Below are 18834 nucleotides of genomic sequence, written 5' to 3' on the forward strand. Positions count from 1 at the left end.
TCTACTTACGCATCAATAATGTCACAGAGATTAGTTCCACTAGAAACGGTGGTCCCAATAACTGCGGTCAAATTAGCGATAACGCCAGCTTTATGAGCGATTAATGGTTGCTCCATCTTCATCGCTTCCAAAACAATGATTAAGTCGCCAACTTCAACCGTTGCACCTTCTTCGACAGCGATCTTCACAACTGTGCCTTGCATTGGGCTCACTAATCCCGCACCACTTGAACCGCCCGCCATTGTTTGCTTTGCACGGTGACGCTTCACAACTGGCTTTGGTGCATGAACCAAGATTTCAAAACGTTTTCCATTAACTTCAGTAACTAGATGTTCTGGAGCCATATGCGTTTCTAGTGGTGGTTCTGTAAATTCAAATGCAGGGATTTGATTTTTGAATTCGTTTTCGATGTAACTTGTGTACACCTTGAAATCCTTTGTGTAAGCAGGATCTTCAAGAATTGCACGGTGGAATGGAAGTGCAGTTGCTAAACCACCGACAACAAACTCAGATAGTGCACGACGCGCACGTTCGATAGCTTGTTCGCGAGTTGCACCAGTAACAATCAACTTGGCAAGAAGAGAATCAAAGTTTCCACCAATTGTGTCTCCGCCTTTGAATCCAGCATCTACACGAACACCTGGACCTGTTGGAATTTCCCATTCAGTGATGCGTCCTGGTGCAGGCAGGAATGAACGACCTGGATCTTCTCCGTTAATTCGAAATTCAATAGAGTGACCGTGAATTTCAGGATCATCAAAACCAAGTGATTCGCCATCAGCAATTCTGAACTGCTCACGTACAAGATCAAGACCTGTTACCTCTTCGCTGACAGGGTGTTCTACCTGCAGGCGGGTATTTACTTCAAGGAAAGAGATAGTTCCATCAAGACCGACCAGAAACTCACAGGTTCCGGCGCCGATGTAACCAGCCTCTTTCATGATCGCTTTACTTGATCGATACAGCTCATCATTTTGTGCTTGAGTTAAGAATGGTGCGGGTGCCTCTTCAACTAACTTTTGGTGGCGACGTTGCAATGAGCAGTCGCGGGTACTGACTACAACAGCATGGCCATGCTTATCGACCAAAACCTGTGTTTCAACATGTCGCGGCTTATCCAGGTAGCGTTCAACGAAACATTCTCCGCGTCCAAAACCTGAAATAGCTTCACGAACTGCAGATGCAAATAACTCTGGAATCTCTTCCATTGTGCGTGCAACTTTAAGTCCACGTCCACCACCACCGTGTGCCGCTTTAATTGCAACAGGAAGCCCATGCTCCTTAGCAAAGGCGGTTACCTCTTCATGTCCGGCAACTGGATCTTTGGTTCCAGCAACTAATGGAGCACCAGCTTTTGCTGCAATCTTTCGAGCAGAAACCTTGTCACCTAGCGCACGAATCGCTTCAGGTGGAGGCCCGATCCACGTTAAGCCTGCATCAATAACAGCTTGAGCAAAGTTTGCGTTCTCAGAAAGAAAACCGTAGCCAGGGTGAACGGCATCCGCGCCAGATTCCTTTGCAACTGCAATTAACTTTTCAATATCTAAATATGTTTGGGTAGCTGTAGTGCCATGCAATGAATATGCAGCATCAGCCATTTGAGCATGAAGCGATGTGCGATCCTCATCTGAGTAAACAGCAACACTTTCAATTCCGTGATCCTTGCATGCACGAATTACACGAAGTGCGATTTCTCCACGGTTAGCAATTAGTACGCGCTTCATTTCATCACCTTTGCTTCTGGCCAGGTATATCCAAGTTGGGCAAATGCTTTACGAACAAAGGGCATAGATATTCCGACTACATTTGTGTAATCGCCTTCGATAGAAGGAATAAATGGTGAACTAAAACCATCTAATGTGAAGCCACCTGCAACATGAAGCGGTTCTTCCGTTGCTACATAATCAGCAATCTCTTCATCAGTCATATGATCGAAAGTTACTTTGGTAGTCACGCGATCAGAGATTTCAATGTCTTTTACTGTGTCGATAATGCAGTGCCCTGTGTGAAGCAGGCCTGAGTTACCGCGGACACGCTTAGCTCGTTCAGTTGCTACATCAGGCGTGCCCGGCTTACCTAGTGATGCGCCATCAAATTCAAAGGTTGAATCGCAGCCAATAATGATTGCCGGAAAATCAATCTGCTCGCGCACTGTGTGTGCCTTTGTAATAGCAAGAGCGATCACCATATCGGCAGGTGTCATCGCATTGAAAAAATCTGTTTCTTCATCAACATTGCTGACGATAATTGTTGGCTTAAGTCCAGCTGATTCTAAAAGGCGACGTCGACTAGTTGATTGTGATGCTAAAACTATTGTTGGCATGGTTATCCAAACCTTCTTGCACCAAAGGTGATTTGATGGGGAAGTGGTTGGCGAAGCTGCGGTAAACCGTACACACTGCGACGAATCACAGGCTTAAGCTCTTCGCGCTTGTGTTGAGCCATGACAGCATGAATCGCCGCCAACTCTTCTGGAGTTGGATTTCCCTTAGTAATTTCAAACTGCATTACAGCGGAATATTTCCGTGCTTACGAGCTGGCAGCACATCACGCTTAGTTTTTAGAGTTCTAAATGCTTTAGTGATGTAGGCACGAGATTGGCTTGGCTCAATCACAGTGTCAATTGTTCCGCGCTCTGCTGCCAAATATGGATTAGCTAATGATTCGTTGTAATCCTTAACTAATTCAGTACGCTTAGTTTCGGGATCCTTGGCATCACCTAACTCTTTGCGGTACAGGATATTTACTGCACCTTGCGCACCCATAACTGCAATTTCTGCACTTGGCCAGGCGAAGTTGATATCGCTTCCAAGATACTTTGAGCCCATAACGATGAATGCACCGCCATACGCCTTGCGAGTAATAAGAGTTACTAGTGGAACAGATGCTTCGGCGTATGCATAAAGCAGTTTTGCACCGCGACGAATAATTCCATCCCACTCTTGTTCTGTACCAGGCAAGAAACCTGGAACATCTACCAAGGTCAAGATTGGAATATTGAATGCATCGCAGAAACGTAAGAAACGTGCTGCTTTTTCACTTGAATTGATATCTAAAGTGCCAGCAAGTTGATTTGGCTGGTTTGCAATTATTCCAATTGATTCGCCTTCCATGCGAGCAAACCCAACAACAATATTTGGAGCGTACAGCGCGTGAACTTCGAGGAACTCGCCTTCATCAACTAGGGCTTGAATTAAAACCTTCATGTCATACGGTTGATTTGGGCTATCTGGAATCAGAGTATCGAGTGCGATATCTGAAGCCTTCTTCTCTAAAGTTTCAGTTGGCGGCAAATGAGGAGCAGCATCCATATTGTTTGAAGGAAGATACGACAACAATGCCTTTACATAATCAATAGCGTCATCTTCATTTTCCGCCAAGTAATGTGAGTTACCAGTTTTGGTGTTGTGAGTGCGAGCTCCACCAAGCTCTTCCATTCCGACTTCTTCGCCAGTTACCGTCTTAATGACATCTGGACCGGTAATAAACATGTGTGATGTTTCATTAACCATAACCGTGAAGTCGGTAAGTGCTGGTGAGTATGCAGATCCACCGGCACATGGTCCAAGGATCAAAGAAATTTGCGGAATTACACCTGAAGAACGGGTGTTTAGCCGGAAGATTTTTCCGTAGCCATTAAGAGATGCAACGCCCTCTTGAATACGAGCACCACCTGAATCATTAATGCCAATTAGAGGAATTCCAGATTTCAATGCAAACTCTGCGATCTTCACAATCTTTTCAGCGTGAACTTCGCCAAGTGATCCACCCATAACTGTGAAATCTTGTGAGTACAAAGCGATTGGTCGACCATCAACAGTTGCGGTTCCGATTACAACGCCATCGCCATAAGGGCGGTTCTTTTCCATTCCAAATTGAGTTGAGCGGTGACGAGCAAACTCATCAATTTCTGTAAAGGAGTCTGGATCGACCAGCATCTCAATACGCTCACGAGCGGTCTTCTTGCCCTTTGCATGTTGTTTTTCTACAGCTCGCTCGGAGCCAGCATGGATAGCCTCCTCGACACGATCGCGAAGGTCTTCAATTTTTCCGGCAGTTGTATGCAGATCACGGCTCATACGCGTACGGTACTAGTTGTGGGCAAAGAATTGTTAAGAGCAGCGCTTGATCAGGCCGAGATCAATAGATTAATTACGCAGTACTGGCGGGTAAGCGTGGTTGAACTCACGAGTACAACTCAAGGGGATCTTGCACAACTGGTGCGTGATGGAAAAGCAAAAGTCGGCGATGTCATTGTCGCTGAATATCAAAGCGCAGGTCGTGGGCGATTAGATAGAAGTTTTGAAGCAGCAAAGGGAAGCGCGCTGCTGTTTTCTTTTTATATCGAACCTAAAAGAAACCGTGATGACTGGGGATGGATTCCTTTGATCGCCGGTTACAGCGTTGCGCAATCACTGCATGCTTTTCATGCGAAAATAAAATGGCCTAACGATATTTTGATTAATGGTAAAAAAGTTTCAGGCTTGATTGCTGAAGTTGTGGGCGATGGAGTAGTTGTTGGAATTGGCGTAAATGTTGGAATGGAAGAAAGTGAACTTCCAGTTGAAACAGCTACCTCTTTGTTACTTCAAGGTGGAGTTGATCTGACTCGTGATCAACTGTTGTGCGAAATCCTCGAAGAGTTTGAAGAGCATTTTCTGCAGTGGGATCAAGGCATAGATGAGGTTCAACCGCTGTATCTACACATGAGTGCGACCTTGGGTAATGAGGTTCGAGTCGAGTATCCAGGTGGAGAATCTCATGTGGCTACCGCCGAATCGATTTCAGATACAGGCGCCTTGGTCTTAGATGATGGAACTCATGTTCAATCAGCCGATGTAATTCATCTACGATAAGTCAGTGAGCAAAGCCTTTCCTACAGTCGGAGTTATCGGCGCTGGCCAACTTGCTCGAATGAGTATCGCTCCTGCAACCGCATTAGGTGTAGATCTACTTTTATTAGCAGCAGATAGCAATGACTCTGGAGCGCAGATAACTAATCACATTGTTGGTGATTACACAGATCTCGAAACTGTGCGGGCCTTTGCAAGCAAGTGTGATGTAGTGACTTTTGAACATGAATTAATCCCGCTTAGCATTATTAAGACACTTGAAGCCGAAGGTGTGGTTGTGCGCCCATCATCTGCATCTTTTATTTATTCACAAGATAAAGCGGCGATGCGGGAAAAATTACATGCGTATCCAGCGCCAAAATTTCAGATTGTTGCTGATGCATCAACTGTTTCGGAGTATCCAGTAATTGCAAAGGCAATTTCAGGTGGGTATGACGGTCGAGGTGTCTGGAAAGTTAATTCACAATCAGAGCTATCCGAACTACTGAAACAAACCGGCAAGTTACTTGTTGAAGAGTTAATCGCTTTTGATTACGAAATAGCTGTCATGGTTGCACGATCACCACACGGGCAAGCAACTACCTGGGCTCCAACCCAAACTGTGCAAAAAGATGGAATTTGCGTGATGACAGTTTCACCAGCACCTCAATTATCTGTGGCATTAAGTGAAAGAGCACAAAAACTTGCATTAGATGTTGCAGCTGAAGTGAACGTAGTTGGGGTCATGGCTGTTGAGATGTTTGTTAAAGGTGATCAGTTGTTCATCAATGAGTTAGCAATGCGTCCTCATAACTCAGGACACTGGACTATTGAAGGTTCGCATACAAGTCAGTTCGAACAACATCTCCGCGCAGTACTTGATCTGCCGCTAGGAGATCCGTCGATGACCGCACCTATTGCTGTAATGGGCAATGTCTTAGGTGGAGAAAAGACAGATATGTACCGTCCCTATTTACATTTAATGGCACGCACGCCTGCGCTTAACTTCCATCATTACAAGAAGGATGTCCGCCCAGGTCGAAAGATTGGGCACGTAACTTTGTTGGGTGAAGACCTCGTAGAATTAACCCACGAAGTGCAGCATGCCCTGGATTACATGAGCGGAGAAATCGATGAGTGATGTAGCAATCATCATGGGATCAGACTCTGATTGGCCAACGATGGAAGATGCCGCAAAGGTGCTCGATGGCTTGGGAATTTCTTACACAGCAGATGTTGTATCCGCACACCGCATGCCACTTGAAATGGTTGAGTTTTCTCAAACAGCACAAGCAAAGGGTTACAAAGTAATTATTGCTGGTGCAGGTGGCGCTGCCCATTTACCCGGAATGGTTGCATCACTGACAACACTTCCAGTCATTGGTGTTCCTGTTGCACTTAAAAATCTTGATGGAATGGATTCACTTCTATCTATCGTTCAAATGCCAGCAGGTGTTCCTGTTGCAACTGTCGGTGTGGGCAATGCAAAGAACGCAGCGTTATTAGCAGCTCGAATTCTTGGAGTAGCTGATGCTGCAATATCTGCGAAGGTTGCAGCTGGTTTAAAAGAGATTAATGCAGTTGCAAAGGAAAAGGGCGAGAATTTAAAGGCTCGCCGTAATCACAAAACTGGTTTCTAAGCTCTAGCCCGATACTCAATTGCTGGGCAGCGATCCATCACAGTAAGTAATCCTGCAGCTTGTGCGCGTGCAACCGCGTCATGATCGATAACATCTAACTGCAACCACACAGCCTTTGCACCGACTGCAATCGCTTCATCAACAACCTTGCCGACTAACTTTGAGTTTACAAAGCAATCAACTACATCTACCTGTTCTGGAATATCAGCGAGAGTTTTATAACCTGCTTCGCCATGAACCTTTTCAGCACGTGGATACACAGGAATAATTCTGTGCCCCTTGTCTTGCAAAAGTTTTGCTACTCCAAAGGCTGCACGTTCAGGATTATTACCAAGTCCAACTACAGCCCAAGTTTTTAACGCTAGGACCGCATCAATTGTTTCCTTGCTATTAATCGGTGCGACCCAATGCGTGGAACTTCCAGCCAGCGTTACGCCACATTGTGCGATCGAGCATATTGCGACCATCAATAATGATTTTGCCCTTTACTAATGAACCAAGCGCCACCGGATCAATCTGGCGGTACTCCTTCCATTCAGTTAAATGCAGGATCAAATCAGCATCTTTGACAGCGTCATTAACCACTTCGGCGTACTTAAGTGTTGGGAAACGCTTTCGAGCAGGTTCGATGCCTTGAGGATCATGAACAACAATGTCGGCACCTGCTGCATGAAGTTGTGCAGCGATATCTAGAGCTGGGGAGTCACGCACATCATCGCTGTCAGGCTTAAATGTCGCACCTAAGACAGCAATTTTGTACTTCGTTAAATCCTCTGACAGTTCGCCGCGAACAACATCGATTACACGTTGACGTGCACGAAGGTTGATCGCATCGATCTCGCGCAAGAACTCAAGGGCTTGTTTTGCACCAAGCTCTTCAGCACGTGCCATAAATGCACGAATATCCTTTGGAAGACAGCCGCCACCAAAGCCAATACCGGCTTGCAAGAAACGATTTCCAATACGTGGATCGTAACCAATCGCCTTTGCAAGGACAGTCACATCTCCACCAGCTGCCTCGCACACCTCAGCCATTGCGTTAATAAATGAAATCTTTGTTGCAAGGAATGAGTTTGCTGCAACCTTTACCAATTCAGATGTTGGAAGATCTGCACGGATCCATGGAGTACCAAGTGCAATTACAGGTTCATAAACCTCTTTAAGGATTTCTTCTGCGCGATCATTTGCAACACCAACAACTAAACGGTTGGGAGTCAAAGTATCTTCAACAGCAAAACCTTCACGCAAGAACTCTGGGTTCCAGGCTAGATCCGCTTGTGGTGCAATCTTAGAAAGTTCTGCGCGTAAACCTTGCGCCGTTCCAACTGGGACAGTTGATTTACCAACTACAAGTGATCCCTCTTTCAAATGAGGGGCAATTGCAGCAACTGCAGATTTAACGTAAGTCAGATCTGCTGCTAATCCATCTTTGCTCTGCGGTGTTCCAACACAAACAAAGTGAACATCTGCATCCTTCACCGCTGAAAAATCAGTTGTGAATGAAAGGCGACCAGTTTTCATCTCTTGCTCTAGAAGTGTGTCTAGTCCTGGCTCGTAGAAAGGAAGCTTTCCGCTTTGTAGCAACGCGACCTTTTCAGGATCTGTGTCTACGCCTACAACAGTGAATCCAAGTGAGGACATACAAGCTGCATGGGTGGCTCCGAGATATCCGCAGCCAACTACCGAGAGAGTTAAAGTCATGTGGGGGAGTTTACTTCAGAGCCCCGCAAGGGTTTTCATCAGCGGTACGAGTCTTAAATTTATCGATCACAGTTGGCTTTGCTGATGTGCTCGATGACGCTGATGGAGATGGGGTTACCTCATCTGTAAGTGGTAAATCCTCGCGTAAGCGATTGAATAATTCAGGTGCAAGTACTGAATCCCACGTTACGACAGATCCCAATCCTGGAACTCGGGCATTTGCATTGCCCAATGGGATTGTCAAAGTACGCATCTTGCTTGGTGAAAGATTTTTCATCTGCTTTGCAAGAGTCAGGAGATCGCTTTCATTGAGCTCTGAATCTGTCTTTACAGTTGCAATTGCAGCGTTAAAGAAATTAACCAACTTAATTGGATTTAGCAGAACGCCAGTACTTGTCACCTTACGAAGAACCGCGCTCATGAACTGCTGTTGACGTTGCATACGACCAAGGTCGCCCATTCCATCAAAATCACGGGTACGAACATACTTAAGTGCTTCAACACCATCTAATGTATGAACGCCGGCAGCTAAAACTAGGTGACTACCTGGGTCATTAATGTCGCGCTTAGTACATACTTCAATTCCGCCTAGTGCATCAACCATTCCTGCAAAACCAGCAAAACCAATTTCAATGTAGTGATCAATGCGAACACCAGATTCATTTTCAATGGTCTGAATTAAAAGAGGAGCACCACCCCAAGCAAATGCTGCATTGATCTTTCCTTTTGCAGCAGGAACGATGCGAGTCTTATCTAGTGATGAAACATGTTCAGGAATAGTGACAAGTGAATCGCGTGGAATCGAAATGATCGTTGCCTTATCGCGAGACTTAGAAATATGAACCAACAACATTGTGTCTGATCGTGAGCCAGCTGCGGTCTTGGTACTTCCGACGCGCAGCAACTTCAACTGCTCTTTTGTTAAACCTTCGCGGGTATCTGCTCCAACTAATAGGTAGTTCAGTGCGCGATTTGGTTTATCGGGGCGGGATTTCAGGGTTCCAAATACATCAATGCGATCGATCGCACCGCTGACCTGTCCTAGTCCTAACCAAGAAAATGCGGAGATAAGGACGACTCCCACAGATAGTGAGGTAATAATCCGAATTGCCCGCGTTGATTTCACTGTCAGAGAGTACTTGAGCGATAGCGTGTGCGCGTTATGTCGACATCAGCGAACGCGTTATATGGCTCACCGAAGCGAGAAATTTCGGTGATCCTGCCTGTCCTCAATGAAGAGAAGTATTTAGAGGATGCTGTGAATTCGATTCTTGCTCAGAAGTACGATGGAAAACTTGAAGTAATTCTGGCGATCGGACCTTCCCAGGATAAAACAGCTGAGATTGCACAGAGATTACATAATGCCGATCCACGAGTTGTAGTTGTCGATAATCCAACCGGACGCACTGCTGCGGGATTAAATCGAGCAATCGCTGCTTCTCAGTATTCGATCATTGTTCGCGTTGATGGTCACGCCAATATTCCTGACAACTATTGCCAGTTAGTCTCAGAAATTCTTGAGCAAACAGGTGCGGTAAATGTTGGTGGAGTAATGGCAGCACAAGGGCAATCGCTCTTTGAAAAATCTGTTGCTCGTGCAATGCGAAGCCCGTTAGGCGTTGGAGCCTCAAGATTTCACACAGGTGGTGGAGCTGGAGAAGTTGACACCGTTTATTTAGGAGCATTTAGAAAGGAAGCATTACTTGCAGTCGGTGGTTTTGATGAGCGATTTACCCGTGCTCAAGATTGGGAGCTGAACTTTAGATTACGACAATCAGGTGGAGTTGTTTACTTTGATCCACGTCTAGTCGTTACATATCGACCACGATCTACAGTAAAAGCATTAGCTAAGCAGTACTTTGAATATGGTCGTTGGAGACGAGTGGTTTCTCGCCGACACCAAGGAACAATTAATTACAGATATTTAGCGCCACCTTTCACAGTTGCAGCGACAACTCTTTCCTTGTTATTAGGTTGGTTGCTTTCACCAGTTCTATTTATTCCCGCCCTTGTATATGCGGTGTTTATCCTTCTGGCATCTGCACGAATTGGTAAAAGTGTGGGTGAGATTGTCTGTTTACCTTCGATTTTGCTAACAATGCATATTTCATGGGGGCTTGGATTTCTTACATCGCCTAAGTCTCTGGCCCCTGCGGTAACCTTGCATCCGTGAGCGCGCCAGCACAGCTTCCTTTACAGGTCTATGAGCCATTTAGGGCTGGACTGCCTAAATTAGGGCGTTATTGGAAGTCTTTGTGGTCACGCCGAACATTCATCGCTGAGTATTCAAAATCAGAGCTTCGCGAACAACACTTTGATTCAGTATTCGGCCAATTGTGGCTGGTACTTAATCCGCTTTTGTTATCTGCTGTTTACTTTATTTTGATTGTCATTATTGGTGGAGCGACAGATAGCGCACGTTATGCGCATCTGACAGCAAGTCTTTTCCTCTTTTACTTAGTCGCAAACAGTCTTACAGGTGGCGTTAAATCCGTTACTGCCGGACAACGATTAATTCTTAACACAGCTTTTCCTCGCATCATGCTGCCTTTATCTGCAGTTGTAATTGCTGTCTTTAAGTTCTTGCCAACATTATTTGTATTTATCGTCATTAAAGCGGTTGTTAGATCCACATTTACATGGCAGATGCTGTGGGGGATTCCAGTTCTGTTTATCGCGGTGTTTTTGTCACTCGCGCTCGCAATTACTATTTCATGTATCAATGTTTACTTCCGAGATATTGCAAGCTTTTTGCCATACCTAACCCGAACTCTTTTGTACTTGTCGCCAATTCTTTACGAAGCATCAGCGCTCAAGCCGAACCTTCGCGCGCTTGAAATTTTCAATCCGCTTTTCCCAATCTTGGATTCATGGTCTCGTGCCATGGTTCAAGGAGAAGCTCCGCAGATGTCTAGCCTTTTGCAAGGTCTTGCTTGGGCAACAGGAATTTTCTTCCTGGGCACTTACTTCTTCTTGTCGAGGGAGCGTGAGTTCGCTGTCCGTCTCTAATTCACACATCACCAATGAGCTCGCGGTTTCAATCCGTGGAGTAGGACTTACCTACACGACCTCAATTGATAAAAAGCCAACTTTAAAATCACGGGTTAAATCTTTGGGTCGCGGTACAAAACAAACTCGCGTTGTTCGCGCCCTTGATGACATTAATTTAGATGTTCAGTACGGACATGTATTAGGTGTTATCGGAACTAATGGCGCAGGAAAATCCTCGTTGATGCGCTGTGTTGCCGGCATCTTGCCTCCATCACAAGGTCGCATCGAGGTCTATGGCTCTGTCAGCACATTGTTAGCGCTGGGCGTTGGTTTTAACCCATCAATGTCAGGCCGAGACAATGTATTTCTTGGGGGATTAGCAGCGGGAATGTCTCGTGAAGAAATTGCTGGTCACTTTGATGAGATCGCAGAGTTTTCAGAGCTAGGTGATGCAATTGATGCACCAATGCGCACCTATTCATCGGGAATGTATGCGCGTTTAGCATTCTCGGTAGCAGCAACTGTGCGTCCAGATATTTTGATTATTGATGAGGCGCTTAGCACCGGTGATGCCAAGTTCAAAGAGAAGAGCCTGAACCGAGTAAAAGAACTTCGCAGCGATGATCGCGCTTTGATTTTAGTAAGCCATGCAATGCAGACATTGCGCGATACGTGCAACGATGTTGCTTGGCTTCACAAGGGCAAATTAATTCAACGTGGCGAACCAAATGCCGTTATTGATGCATATCAAGAGTTTTTACATCTTGGAAAGAGCGCAGCAATTGATGAGGATGTTTAAGCCCTTACTTCTTGCAACGCTCATTGCGTTGATCGCTTCACCACAATCAACCGCCGCAGATATTCCTGCAACCTTTTCAATTCATGGAGCTGGATATGGCCACGGGGTTGGAATGAGTCAGATTGGCGCAAAGGCAAAGGCGCTTGCTGGCGAATCAGCCGCTTCAATCCTTTCGTACTATTACAAAGATATAGCAATTGAGCCGTTAGATGATTCAAAGATTTTGCGAGTAAACATCGGTCACTTGTTAACTTCTGCAAAGATGGCAACAGTGACACCTGATGCGACTTTGCAAATCTTCAGCGGTGAAATTGGAGATGCCCAGGATCAAATTCCATTAGCGACCGTTGCCTTAAAGAGCTCACTTAATTTTACGATTCTTGGTTCAACAGTTGTTCCCAGCGTTGTAACTGGAAAGAAAACAATCAGCATTCCTCGCAATCGAGTTTTTACAGTGCGTTGGAGTGGTACACGCTATTTAGCTGGTGTCGATGGTGTTATTTCACTTACTCACACAAGTACGACAAAGCGATACCGTTACGGCCAGATGCAATTTAGAGCGGTTAAAGCATCCGCCCTTGGTTATCGACTTGAAGTTACAAACTCTATTCGGCTAGCTGATGAGTACTTATGGGGCGTAAGCGAAGTTCCTTCATCATGGCCAGAGGCGGCATTACAGGCTCAAGCAATTGCTTCACGCACCTATGCGATGAATAAAGCTGGTATTTATCGAGCCTCATGTGACTGCGATTTGTACGGCGAAATTTCTGATCAATCCTTCTTGGGATACGCCAAAGAAACTGAAAAAGGGTGGGGCCAATTCTGGAAAGCGGCGGTCACAAACACTGCAGGATTAACAATTACCCAAATGGGAAAGCCGATCGCCGCCTACTTTACAAGCTCTTCAGGTGGGTTAACAGAAACCGCTGTCAATGCTTGGGGTAGCGAAAAAAGTTATACCCAAACAGTTGCAGATCCTGCAGGACTAGATCCAGTTATGAACCCTCGTTTTTATCAGTGGGATCGAACAATTACTCAAGCTGTAGTTGCTAAGGCCTTTGTGTTACCCGATGTTGTAAGCCTTGAAATTCTCTCGAAAAATACCAGCAGTACTGTTGCCATGATTCAAGCAACTTCTAGCACTGGAGTAGTAAAAACTTTACGCGGAGAAACCTTTAGAAGTCGAACAGTTATTCCATCTGCTTACTTTGATTTAGTTAGCATGCAGAATGCTGTTGAGCCCACCCCAAGTCCCAGTCCGTAATACAACCTCTAGCGAACCATCGAGAGAGTTACGTCGGAACAAAAGATTACTTGCACCAGAAAGTGTGCCGGCCTTTACGATTTCACCATCAGGCAACTTAACCTTTGCCGCTGCTGTTATATAAGTACCTGCTTCGATAACGCAGTTATCTCCAAGTGAAATTCCAAGTCCTGAGTTAGCACCCAACAAACACTTTTCGCCAATTGAAATAACTTCTTTTCCGCCACCGCTGAGTGTTCCCATAATCGACGCACCGCCACCAACATCTGTGCCATCGCCAACAATTACTCCAGCTGAAATTCGACCTTCAACCATTGATGTTCCCAATGTTCCAGCGTTGAAGTTAACAAAACCTTCGTGCATAACAGTTGTTCCAGATGCAAGGTGTGCACCAAGACGCACCCGATCGGCATCGGCAATACGAACACCACTTGGAACGACGTAATCAACCATGCGTGGGAACTTATCTACGGCATAGACAGTGACATGGCCGTGTGCAGCCTTAAGTCGCGCGCGAGTCATTTCAAAACCTTCAACTGCGCAAGGTCCAACAGAAGTCCACACAACATTGCTCAGCAATCCAAAAATTCCATCAAGTACAACTCCGTGTGGCTTTACTAGTCGATGAGACAGTAAGTGCAAGCGAAGATAGGCATCTGCAGCATTTGCTGGAGCTTTTGTAATATCAATTTCTAGTGAAACAACTTCGCGTGTAACGCCGCGAGTCTCATCAGCGATTGCAAGAGCGGTTAGCTCGGCGGGTACAGAACCAGAATGCGAGGACAAGGATGGATTGGGGAACCAAACATCCAGGATTGTTCCTTGCGAGATGGTTGCGATTCCGTGGCCAGATGCGATGGTCGTCATGTCCTAAGCCTAGCCTCTATTGTTAGCCGCATGCGTATTGCCGTCTTCTGCTCCTCATCACCAACGATCGATATCAAGTATGTAGCGCTTGCTTATGAACTTGGTCAGGGGATTGCCTCGACCAAGAATGAGTTGGTATCTGGTGGCGGGCACATTTCAATGATGGGCGCTGTATCCCGTGGTGCGCGAGATGGTGGCGGCAAGACAGTTGGCGTTATTCCTCAAGCCTTGGTGGATATTGAGTTTGCAGATCATGACAATGATGAACTGCACGTTGTTGAAACTATGGGACAACGCAAACACATGATCACCGATATTTCAGATGCATTTATTACCTTGCCTGGCGGTGCCGGAACGCTCGAAGAGTTTTTTGAGATTTGGGTCGGCCACTACTTAAAGTTTCACACCAAGCCAGTTGTAATCTTGGATCCATTTGGTATTTATGCACCATTACATGAATTGATTGTCCATCTTGAAGATGAAAAGTTCATCAAGCCAGGAATGCGTGAAATTGTTCAGTGGACTACAACTGTTGAGGATGCATTGAAAGCATGTGGTGCATGAGAAGCAACCACATTGCCATGAGTCTTGTGATTGCTGCACCTATTGAAAAGGTGTGGGCATCACTTGCTGATTGGGAGTCACAAGGCAACTGGATGTTGCAAACTACAGTTGAAGTAACTTCAGATATTCGCGAAGGTGTTGGTACAACAATCGCTGCTTTCACTGGGGTCGGAAAGTTTGGCGTAATGGACCACATGCAGGTTACAAATTGGGAACCTCCATTTATTTGCGATGTGTTGCACACCGGAAAAATCATTAAGGGAACCGGTCGTTTTCAATTAAGTGCGATCACTGCGCAATCGACCCGATTTGATTGGTCAGAAGAGATTCGTGCTCCGCGAGCGCTATTCCTACTTTTTGCACCAGGTTTATACGCTGGCGTGCGGCTCTCACTTGCCAACCTCAGCCGTCAGCTGACTCAAAGCAAGTAAACTTCGGGAGTGAGCAAGCAACCGCAGACATTGGCTGACGCGCTTGCCTCGTTACCTGAAGAAGAGCGCATCATCTTGACGATGCACTATCTCAAATCAATGTCAGCCTCCCAGATCGCATCAATGCTTGGGGTTCCAGAACGCTCAGTTGAGGCGATTATTAAGCAAGGAAAGGCTCGATTGAGCGCGCTATTGGGCCTCTAACCAGCATTCTCGATTTCGCACAAAGGTGCTTTGTACGAGATACTTACCCCCTTGCTTCAAAGACAGTAATCAACCGATAAGAGGAGTCCCCACATGGCAGCCATGAAACCCCGCACTGGTGATGGTCCAATGGAGGTTACTAAGGAAGCTCGCTCATTGGTTATGCGTATCCCTCTTGAAGGTGGCGGACGTCTAGTCGTCGAAATGAACGCTGAAGAGGCAAACAACCTCAGTGCTGCGCTACACGCCGCAGTTGCTCTCGTTAAGAAGTAAATTCTTTTCCAAGGCACTAGCCTTACCAATCATGTCAGCTCTACCAATGTTCTCACCCCTTGAAATCAAGGCGGCCTCATCTGCCAACGCAATCGCTGTTGGTTACTTCAAAACAGATGATGGAGCTTTCCAATTTATCTCGCCATTTTCTGCAGAGATAGAAAAGTTCTTTGGTTTAGATCTCAATGATGAACTTTCATTTTTCGCACCTGCCGGAAAAGCCGGAGAGCTTTTTGAAATTCCTGTAAGTGCGCCAGATTCTGAAACTGATCGTCTCTATTTAGTCTCAGTTGCAGATCAAAGTGGAGCATCACTTCGTGCCGCAGGTGCTGCAATCGGAAGAAAAGTTCGTGGCAAGAAGGTAACTGTGTTTTCAGCATGTGCTCTCAAGGATGCACGTGCTCATGCAATCTCTATGGCACTTGGTGCTTGGGTGTGGAATTTAAAAACAGATAAGAAAAAAGAAGAGCCAACCTTGCTTGTTGGTTCAAAGGACAAGAAGCAAATCGAAGAAGCAGCATCGATTGCACAAGCAATCTGTCGCGCTCGCGATTTAATTCATACCCCTGCAAATATAAAGACCCCAGCATGGATGGGTAAGCAGGCTGAACTATTTGCAAAGGGAACCGGCTTAAAGGTTAAAGTTTTAGCAGGAGCAGAGCTCAAAGAGTTTGGTGGGCTTCGCGCAGTTGGTGGTTCCTCACCAAAACCTGGCCCTCGAATGGTTCAAGTTACCTACGAACCAAAATCTAAGAAGAAGTCCTTAAAAGCGCTCCCGCATATTGTGTTAGTTGGCAAAGGAATTACCTTTGATACAGGTGGAGTTTCACTGAAGCGTCCATACGACACCATGATGGCGATGAAAAGTGACATGGCAGGATCGGCAGCGATCCTTGCAACATTAACCGCCCTTGAAGATTTACAACCAAATGTCCGCGTAACAGCGTTGATGATGATGGCTGAAAACGCTATTTCTGGGACCGCTCAACGCCCCAGCGATGTTATTAAGCATTACGGCGGAACCACTGTTGAAGTGATTAATACTGATGCTGAAGGACGTTTAGTTCTTGCCGATGGACTTGCGTTTGCCGATTTAAATCTGGATCCAGATTACTTAGTTGATATTGCAACCCTTACAGGTGCGGCAACATTGGGATTAGGTCGCCAATATGCGGCGATGTACACACGTGACAATTCATTAGCGGCGCAACTTTCAAAGGCTGGCGAAGTAAGTGGTGATCGCGTTTGGCATATGCCACTTGTCGATGATTACAAGGATGCTCTGCGCAGCGATATCGCCGACTTCAATCACACAGCTGATAAGGGAAAGTTCTCTGCTGGCTCAGTGACCGCAGCTTTGTTCCTTGAAAACTTTGTCGGAACTCGCCGCTGGGTCCATTTAGATATTGCTGGAACAGCACGAAGTGAAGTTGATGCAGGCGAAAATTCCAAGGGTGGAACAGGATTTGGTGTTCGTTTACTAACTGAATGGATTACCTCACTGTGATGAGAGTTGATCCACATACCTTTGCTGAAAATTTCATCACCGAGGATTACTTTAAAGCTCAAGCACGTGCACGTGGGGTAGAACTTGGAACAGTTGATACAACTCCAGGATCTGGTGCATTTTTACGGTACCTAGCATTCACATTAAAGGCGCAATCTGTAGTTGAAGTTGGTACAGGTTCTGGTGTTGGCTCCTTATGGCTTTTTGATGGCATGCTCGAAAGCGGAACTCTGACATCTATTGATGACGAGATGGAACATACTCAAATTGCAAAACAAGCCTTTGCCGAAGCAGATATTGCACAAAGCCGTTATCGCCTTATTACCAATACTGTTCTTGATGTCATTTCAAAGTTAACAGATCGTGCATATGACTTAGTTGTATTGCGCCACAACCCTGAAGACTTGAGTTATGTAATTAGCGAAGCCCATCGCATTTTGCGTAGCGGGGGAGCGTTAGTTATTGATAATTACTACGGTGGAGGCAAGGTCAGCGATGCAGCCCAGCGCGATCCAAAGACCGTTGCCCTTCGGGATGCTGGGAAAATAATCAAAAATGATTCAGAGCATTGGGTGAGTTCACTCATTCCAGTCGGCGATGGGTTACTAGTCGCAACCAAGATATAGCAGAATAAAGAAATGATCTTTCCAAGAAAAGCGCGCAATCAACAGGCATCAGCTGCATGGTGGCAACCACCTGCTGCAAAGAGTTCCAAGGGCAATGTAATTCTCGTTGCAGTTTTGGCCGGAAGTATCGGTGGAGTGCTTGGAGTAAACGCCTCTGGTGGAGACTTATTTCATCGAGTGCAATTGGTTTCATCAACCAGCACTATTGAACGTGCCCCAGATTCAGTCGCAGGAATTGCACAACGTGTTTTGCCATCTGTTGTTTCAATCAGCACTCGCACCTTAAATGGTGGTGGGACTGGTTCAGGTTTCATTATCGACAGCAGCGGCTACATTTTGACTAATAACCATGTAATTTCAGAAGCGGCACAAAACGGTGGAAGTATTCAAGTCTCTTTGAATGATGGAAGATTTTATTCAGCCAAGGTGATTGGCCGCGATGCTTCCTATGATTTAGCGGTTTTAAAAATTACAGCAACAGGATTAAAGGCATTGCAGTTTGGAGATAGCGACACCATCGCTGTGGGAGATTCTGTAATTGCTATTGGCTCACCACTTGGACTAACAGGAACTGTTACCACAGGAATTATTAGCGCAAAGAATCGTGCTGTAACAGCTGGCGAATCAAGCTCTGAGAGTTCATTCATCAACGCTTTACAGACAGATGCTGCAATCAATCCCGGTAATTCCGGTGGACCATTAGTTGATGCAACCGGTGCAGTCATCGGAGTTAACTCTGCAATCGCGTCACTGGGTACAACATCTCAATTAGGTTCAATTGGATTGGGTTTTGCAATTCCGATTAATCAGGCTCGTAAAACAGCGGATCAATTAATCAAAAATGGCGTTGCCACATATCCGGTTGTAGGCGTATCTCTGAATATGAATTACGCTGAAAATGGAGCTCAGATCTCCACATCTGGTCGGGGAATCCTGGCCGGAAGTCCAGCGGAAAAGGCGGGATTGCGTGGCGGTGATGTCATTATCGAAATTGATGGCAAAGAGATTTACTCGCCAGAAGAGTTGATTGTTGCTGTTCGAGCAAAAAATGTGGGGGATCGCGTAACCCTTGGCTACCTGCGTGATGGCGTAAAGAAATCGGTCACCCTGACACTGATCGCAGCCAAGAAGTAAT

General features: G+C 45.9%; 22 protein-coding genes. 14 read left to right on the forward strand and 8 right to left on the reverse strand.

Going from position 1 to position 18834, the window contains the following annotated elements; translation table 11 throughout:
- Nucleotides 1-5: 5 nt before the first annotated feature.
- Genes AC8GFU_RS01600 through AC8GFU_RS01615 form a run of 4 tightly spaced genes read right to left on the reverse strand, consistent with a single transcriptional unit; the run spans nt 6 to nt 4079 of the window.
- Nucleotides 6-1724, reverse strand: a complete 1719-nt coding sequence (locus AC8GFU_RS01600) for an acetyl/propionyl/methylcrotonyl-CoA carboxylase subunit alpha (protein ID WP_506626759.1) — start codon at nt 1722-1724, stop codon at nt 6-8.
- On the reverse strand, nt 1721-2323 hold the full coding sequence (locus tag AC8GFU_RS01605; protein ID WP_506626760.1) for a Maf family protein: 603 nt from the start codon (nt 2321-2323) through the stop codon (nt 1721-1723). Before AC8GFU_RS01605 ends, AC8GFU_RS01600 begins: the two co-directional genes overlap by 4 nt.
- Nucleotides 2324-2325: 2 nt before the next feature.
- Nucleotides 2326-2508 (reverse strand): acyl-CoA carboxylase subunit epsilon, encoded by a 183-nt coding sequence (locus AC8GFU_RS01610; RefSeq protein WP_506626761.1) that lies wholly within the window; start codon nt 2506-2508, stop codon nt 2326-2328.
- Nucleotides 2508-4079, reverse strand: coding sequence for an acyl-CoA carboxylase subunit beta (locus tag AC8GFU_RS01615; RefSeq protein ID WP_506626762.1), 1572 nt, complete (start codon nt 4077-4079; stop codon nt 2508-2510). The genes AC8GFU_RS01610 and AC8GFU_RS01615 overlap by 1 nt, the downstream gene beginning before the upstream one ends.
- Before the next feature lie 18 nt (nt 4080-4097).
- On the opposite strand from AC8GFU_RS01615, the gene AC8GFU_RS01620 reads away from it, so the two are divergent.
- The 3 genes from AC8GFU_RS01620 to purE are packed head-to-tail and all read left to right on the forward strand — an operon-like array spanning nt 4098 to nt 6472.
- Nucleotides 4098-4856, forward strand: a complete 759-nt coding sequence (locus AC8GFU_RS01620; protein ID WP_506626763.1) for a biotin--[acetyl-CoA-carboxylase] ligase — start codon at nt 4098-4100, stop codon at nt 4854-4856.
- A 4-nt stretch (nt 4857-4860) separates the two neighbouring features.
- The gene (locus tag AC8GFU_RS01625) at nt 4861-5973 is read left to right on the forward strand and encodes a 5-(carboxyamino)imidazole ribonucleotide synthase (protein WP_506626764.1); all 1113 of its coding nucleotides are present in this window, start codon (nt 4861-4863) and stop codon (nt 5971-5973) included.
- On the forward strand, nt 5966-6472 hold the full coding sequence (gene purE / locus AC8GFU_RS01630) for a 5-(carboxyamino)imidazole ribonucleotide mutase (RefSeq protein WP_506626765.1): 507 nt from the start codon (nt 5966-5968) through the stop codon (nt 6470-6472). The genes AC8GFU_RS01625 and purE overlap by 8 nt, the downstream gene beginning before the upstream one ends.
- Here purE and AC8GFU_RS01635 read toward each other — a convergent pair.
- The 3 genes from AC8GFU_RS01635 to AC8GFU_RS01645 are packed head-to-tail and all read right to left on the reverse strand — an operon-like array spanning nt 6469 to nt 9299.
- Nucleotides 6469-6939, reverse strand: coding sequence for a CoA-binding protein (locus tag AC8GFU_RS01635; RefSeq protein ID WP_506626766.1), 471 nt, complete (start codon nt 6937-6939; stop codon nt 6469-6471). The two genes, purE and AC8GFU_RS01635, sit on opposite strands and share 4 nt — an antisense overlap.
- Nucleotides 6863-8173, reverse strand: a complete 1311-nt coding sequence (locus AC8GFU_RS01640; protein WP_506626767.1) for a UDP-glucose dehydrogenase family protein — start codon at nt 8171-8173, stop codon at nt 6863-6865. Before AC8GFU_RS01640 ends, AC8GFU_RS01635 begins: the two co-directional genes overlap by 77 nt.
- 10 nt (nt 8174-8183) lie before the next feature.
- Nucleotides 8184-9299 (reverse strand): LCP family protein, encoded by a 1116-nt coding sequence (locus AC8GFU_RS01645; protein WP_506626768.1) that lies wholly within the window; start codon nt 9297-9299, stop codon nt 8184-8186.
- Between the two features lie 36 nt (nt 9300-9335).
- Here AC8GFU_RS01645 and AC8GFU_RS01650 point away from each other — a divergent pair, with 36 nt between their 5' ends.
- The 4 genes from AC8GFU_RS01650 to AC8GFU_RS01665 are packed head-to-tail and all read left to right on the forward strand — an operon-like array spanning nt 9336 to nt 13227.
- Nucleotides 9336-10346 (forward strand): glycosyltransferase family 2 protein, encoded by a 1011-nt coding sequence (locus AC8GFU_RS01650; protein WP_506626769.1) that lies wholly within the window; start codon nt 9336-9338, stop codon nt 10344-10346.
- The gene (locus AC8GFU_RS01655) at nt 10343-11182 is read left to right on the forward strand and encodes an ABC transporter permease (RefSeq protein ID WP_506626770.1); all 840 of its coding nucleotides are present in this window, start codon (nt 10343-10345) and stop codon (nt 11180-11182) included. Before AC8GFU_RS01650 ends, AC8GFU_RS01655 begins: the two co-directional genes overlap by 4 nt.
- Entirely contained in the window at nt 11160-11963 is an 804-nt protein-coding gene (locus AC8GFU_RS01660) for an ABC transporter ATP-binding protein (RefSeq protein ID WP_506626771.1), read from the forward strand. Before AC8GFU_RS01655 ends, AC8GFU_RS01660 begins: the two co-directional genes overlap by 23 nt.
- Complete coding sequence (locus tag AC8GFU_RS01665) at nt 11956-13227, forward strand: SpoIID/LytB domain-containing protein (protein WP_506626772.1); 1272 nt, start codon at nt 11956-11958, stop codon at nt 13225-13227. Before AC8GFU_RS01660 ends, AC8GFU_RS01665 begins: the two co-directional genes overlap by 8 nt.
- On the opposite strand, the gene dapD is transcribed toward AC8GFU_RS01665, so the two are convergent.
- Nucleotides 13177-14094: a 2,3,4,5-tetrahydropyridine-2,6-dicarboxylate N-succinyltransferase gene (dapD, locus tag AC8GFU_RS01670; RefSeq protein WP_506626773.1), complete on the reverse strand. Its 918-nt coding sequence runs from the start codon at nt 14092-14094 to the stop codon at nt 13177-13179. The two genes, AC8GFU_RS01665 and dapD, sit on opposite strands and share 51 nt — an antisense overlap.
- Nucleotides 14095-14124: 30 nt before the next feature.
- Here dapD and AC8GFU_RS01675 point away from each other — a divergent pair, with 30 nt between their 5' ends.
- The 7 genes from AC8GFU_RS01675 to AC8GFU_RS01705 all read left to right on the forward strand — a co-directional run bounded on the left by AC8GFU_RS01675 (nt 14125) and on the right by AC8GFU_RS01705 (nt 18833).
- Nucleotides 14125-14658 (forward strand): LOG family protein, encoded by a 534-nt coding sequence (locus AC8GFU_RS01675; RefSeq protein ID WP_506626774.1) that lies wholly within the window; start codon nt 14125-14127, stop codon nt 14656-14658.
- Nucleotides 14655-15089, forward strand: a complete 435-nt coding sequence (locus AC8GFU_RS01680) for an SRPBCC family protein (RefSeq protein ID WP_506626775.1) — start codon at nt 14655-14657, stop codon at nt 15087-15089. The genes AC8GFU_RS01675 and AC8GFU_RS01680 overlap by 4 nt, the downstream gene beginning before the upstream one ends.
- 9 nt (nt 15090-15098) lie before the next feature.
- Nucleotides 15099-15293: an RNA polymerase sigma factor gene (locus tag AC8GFU_RS01685; protein ID WP_506626776.1), complete on the forward strand. Its 195-nt coding sequence runs from the start codon at nt 15099-15101 to the stop codon at nt 15291-15293.
- A 93-nt stretch (nt 15294-15386) separates the two neighbouring features.
- Entirely contained in the window at nt 15387-15566 is a 180-nt protein-coding gene (locus AC8GFU_RS01690; RefSeq protein WP_445860428.1) for a DUF3117 domain-containing protein, read from the forward strand.
- A gap of 31 nt (nt 15567-15597) precedes the next feature.
- Nucleotides 15598-17073, forward strand: a complete 1476-nt coding sequence (locus AC8GFU_RS01695) for a leucyl aminopeptidase family protein (protein WP_506626777.1) — start codon at nt 15598-15600, stop codon at nt 17071-17073.
- Complete coding sequence (locus AC8GFU_RS01700) at nt 17073-17699, forward strand: O-methyltransferase (RefSeq protein WP_506626778.1); 627 nt, start codon at nt 17073-17075, stop codon at nt 17697-17699. The genes AC8GFU_RS01695 and AC8GFU_RS01700 overlap by 1 nt, the downstream gene beginning before the upstream one ends.
- A 12-nt stretch (nt 17700-17711) precedes the next feature.
- A complete protein-coding gene (locus AC8GFU_RS01705; RefSeq protein ID WP_506626779.1) occupies nt 17712-18833 on the forward strand; it encodes a S1C family serine protease in 1122 nt (373 codons plus the stop codon).
- Nucleotide 18834 lies beyond the last annotated feature (1 nt).

Source organism: Planktophila warneckei (SeqCode) (genome assembly GCF_965234675.1).
Taxonomy (GTDB): domain Bacteria; phylum Actinomycetota; class Actinomycetes; order Nanopelagicales; family Nanopelagicaceae; genus Planktophila; species Planktophila warneckei.

What these genes read in the sequence shown, in the direction of transcription:
- AC8GFU_RS01600 (WP_506626759.1), bottom strand. Translation starts at nt 1,724, where the DNA reads ATGAAGCGCGTACTAATTGCTAACCGTGGAGAAATCGCACTTCGTGTA.
- AC8GFU_RS01605 (WP_506626760.1), bottom strand. Translation starts at nt 2,323, where the DNA reads ATGCCAACAATAGTTTTAGCATCACAATCAACTAGTCGACGTCGCCTT.
- AC8GFU_RS01610 (WP_506626761.1), bottom strand. Translation starts at nt 2,508, where the DNA reads ATGCAGTTTGAAATTACTAAGGGAAATCCAACTCCAGAAGAGTTGGCG.
- AC8GFU_RS01615 (WP_506626762.1), bottom strand. Translation starts at nt 4,079, where the DNA reads ATGAGCCGTGATCTGCATACAACTGCCGGAAAAATTGAAGACCTTCGC.
- purE (WP_506626765.1), top strand. Translation starts at nt 5,966, where the DNA reads ATGAGTGATGTAGCAATCATCATGGGATCAGACTCTGATTGGCCAACG.
- AC8GFU_RS01635 (WP_506626766.1), bottom strand. Translation starts at nt 6,939, where the DNA reads ATGGTCGCAATATGCTCGATCGCACAATGTGGCGTAACGCTGGCTGGA.
- AC8GFU_RS01640 (WP_506626767.1), bottom strand. Translation starts at nt 8,173, where the DNA reads ATGACTTTAACTCTCTCGGTAGTTGGCTGCGGATATCTCGGAGCCACC.
- AC8GFU_RS01650 (WP_506626769.1), top strand. Translation starts at nt 9,336, where the DNA reads ATGTCGACATCAGCGAACGCGTTATATGGCTCACCGAAGCGAGAAATT.
- AC8GFU_RS01665 (WP_506626772.1), top strand. Translation starts at nt 11,956, where the DNA reads ATGTTTAAGCCCTTACTTCTTGCAACGCTCATTGCGTTGATCGCTTCA.
- dapD (WP_506626773.1), bottom strand. Translation starts at nt 14,094, where the DNA reads ATGACGACCATCGCATCTGGCCACGGAATCGCAACCATCTCGCAAGGA.
- AC8GFU_RS01675 (WP_506626774.1), top strand. Translation starts at nt 14,125, where the DNA reads ATGCGTATTGCCGTCTTCTGCTCCTCATCACCAACGATCGATATCAAG.
- AC8GFU_RS01680 (WP_506626775.1), top strand. Translation starts at nt 14,655, where the DNA reads ATGAGAAGCAACCACATTGCCATGAGTCTTGTGATTGCTGCACCTATT.
- AC8GFU_RS01690 (WP_445860428.1), top strand. Translation starts at nt 15,387, where the DNA reads ATGGCAGCCATGAAACCCCGCACTGGTGATGGTCCAATGGAGGTTACT.
- AC8GFU_RS01695 (WP_506626777.1), top strand. Translation starts at nt 15,598, where the DNA reads ATGTCAGCTCTACCAATGTTCTCACCCCTTGAAATCAAGGCGGCCTCA.
- AC8GFU_RS01700 (WP_506626778.1), top strand. Translation starts at nt 17,073, where the DNA reads ATGAGAGTTGATCCACATACCTTTGCTGAAAATTTCATCACCGAGGAT.
- AC8GFU_RS01705 (WP_506626779.1), top strand. Translation starts at nt 17,712, where the DNA reads ATGATCTTTCCAAGAAAAGCGCGCAATCAACAGGCATCAGCTGCATGG.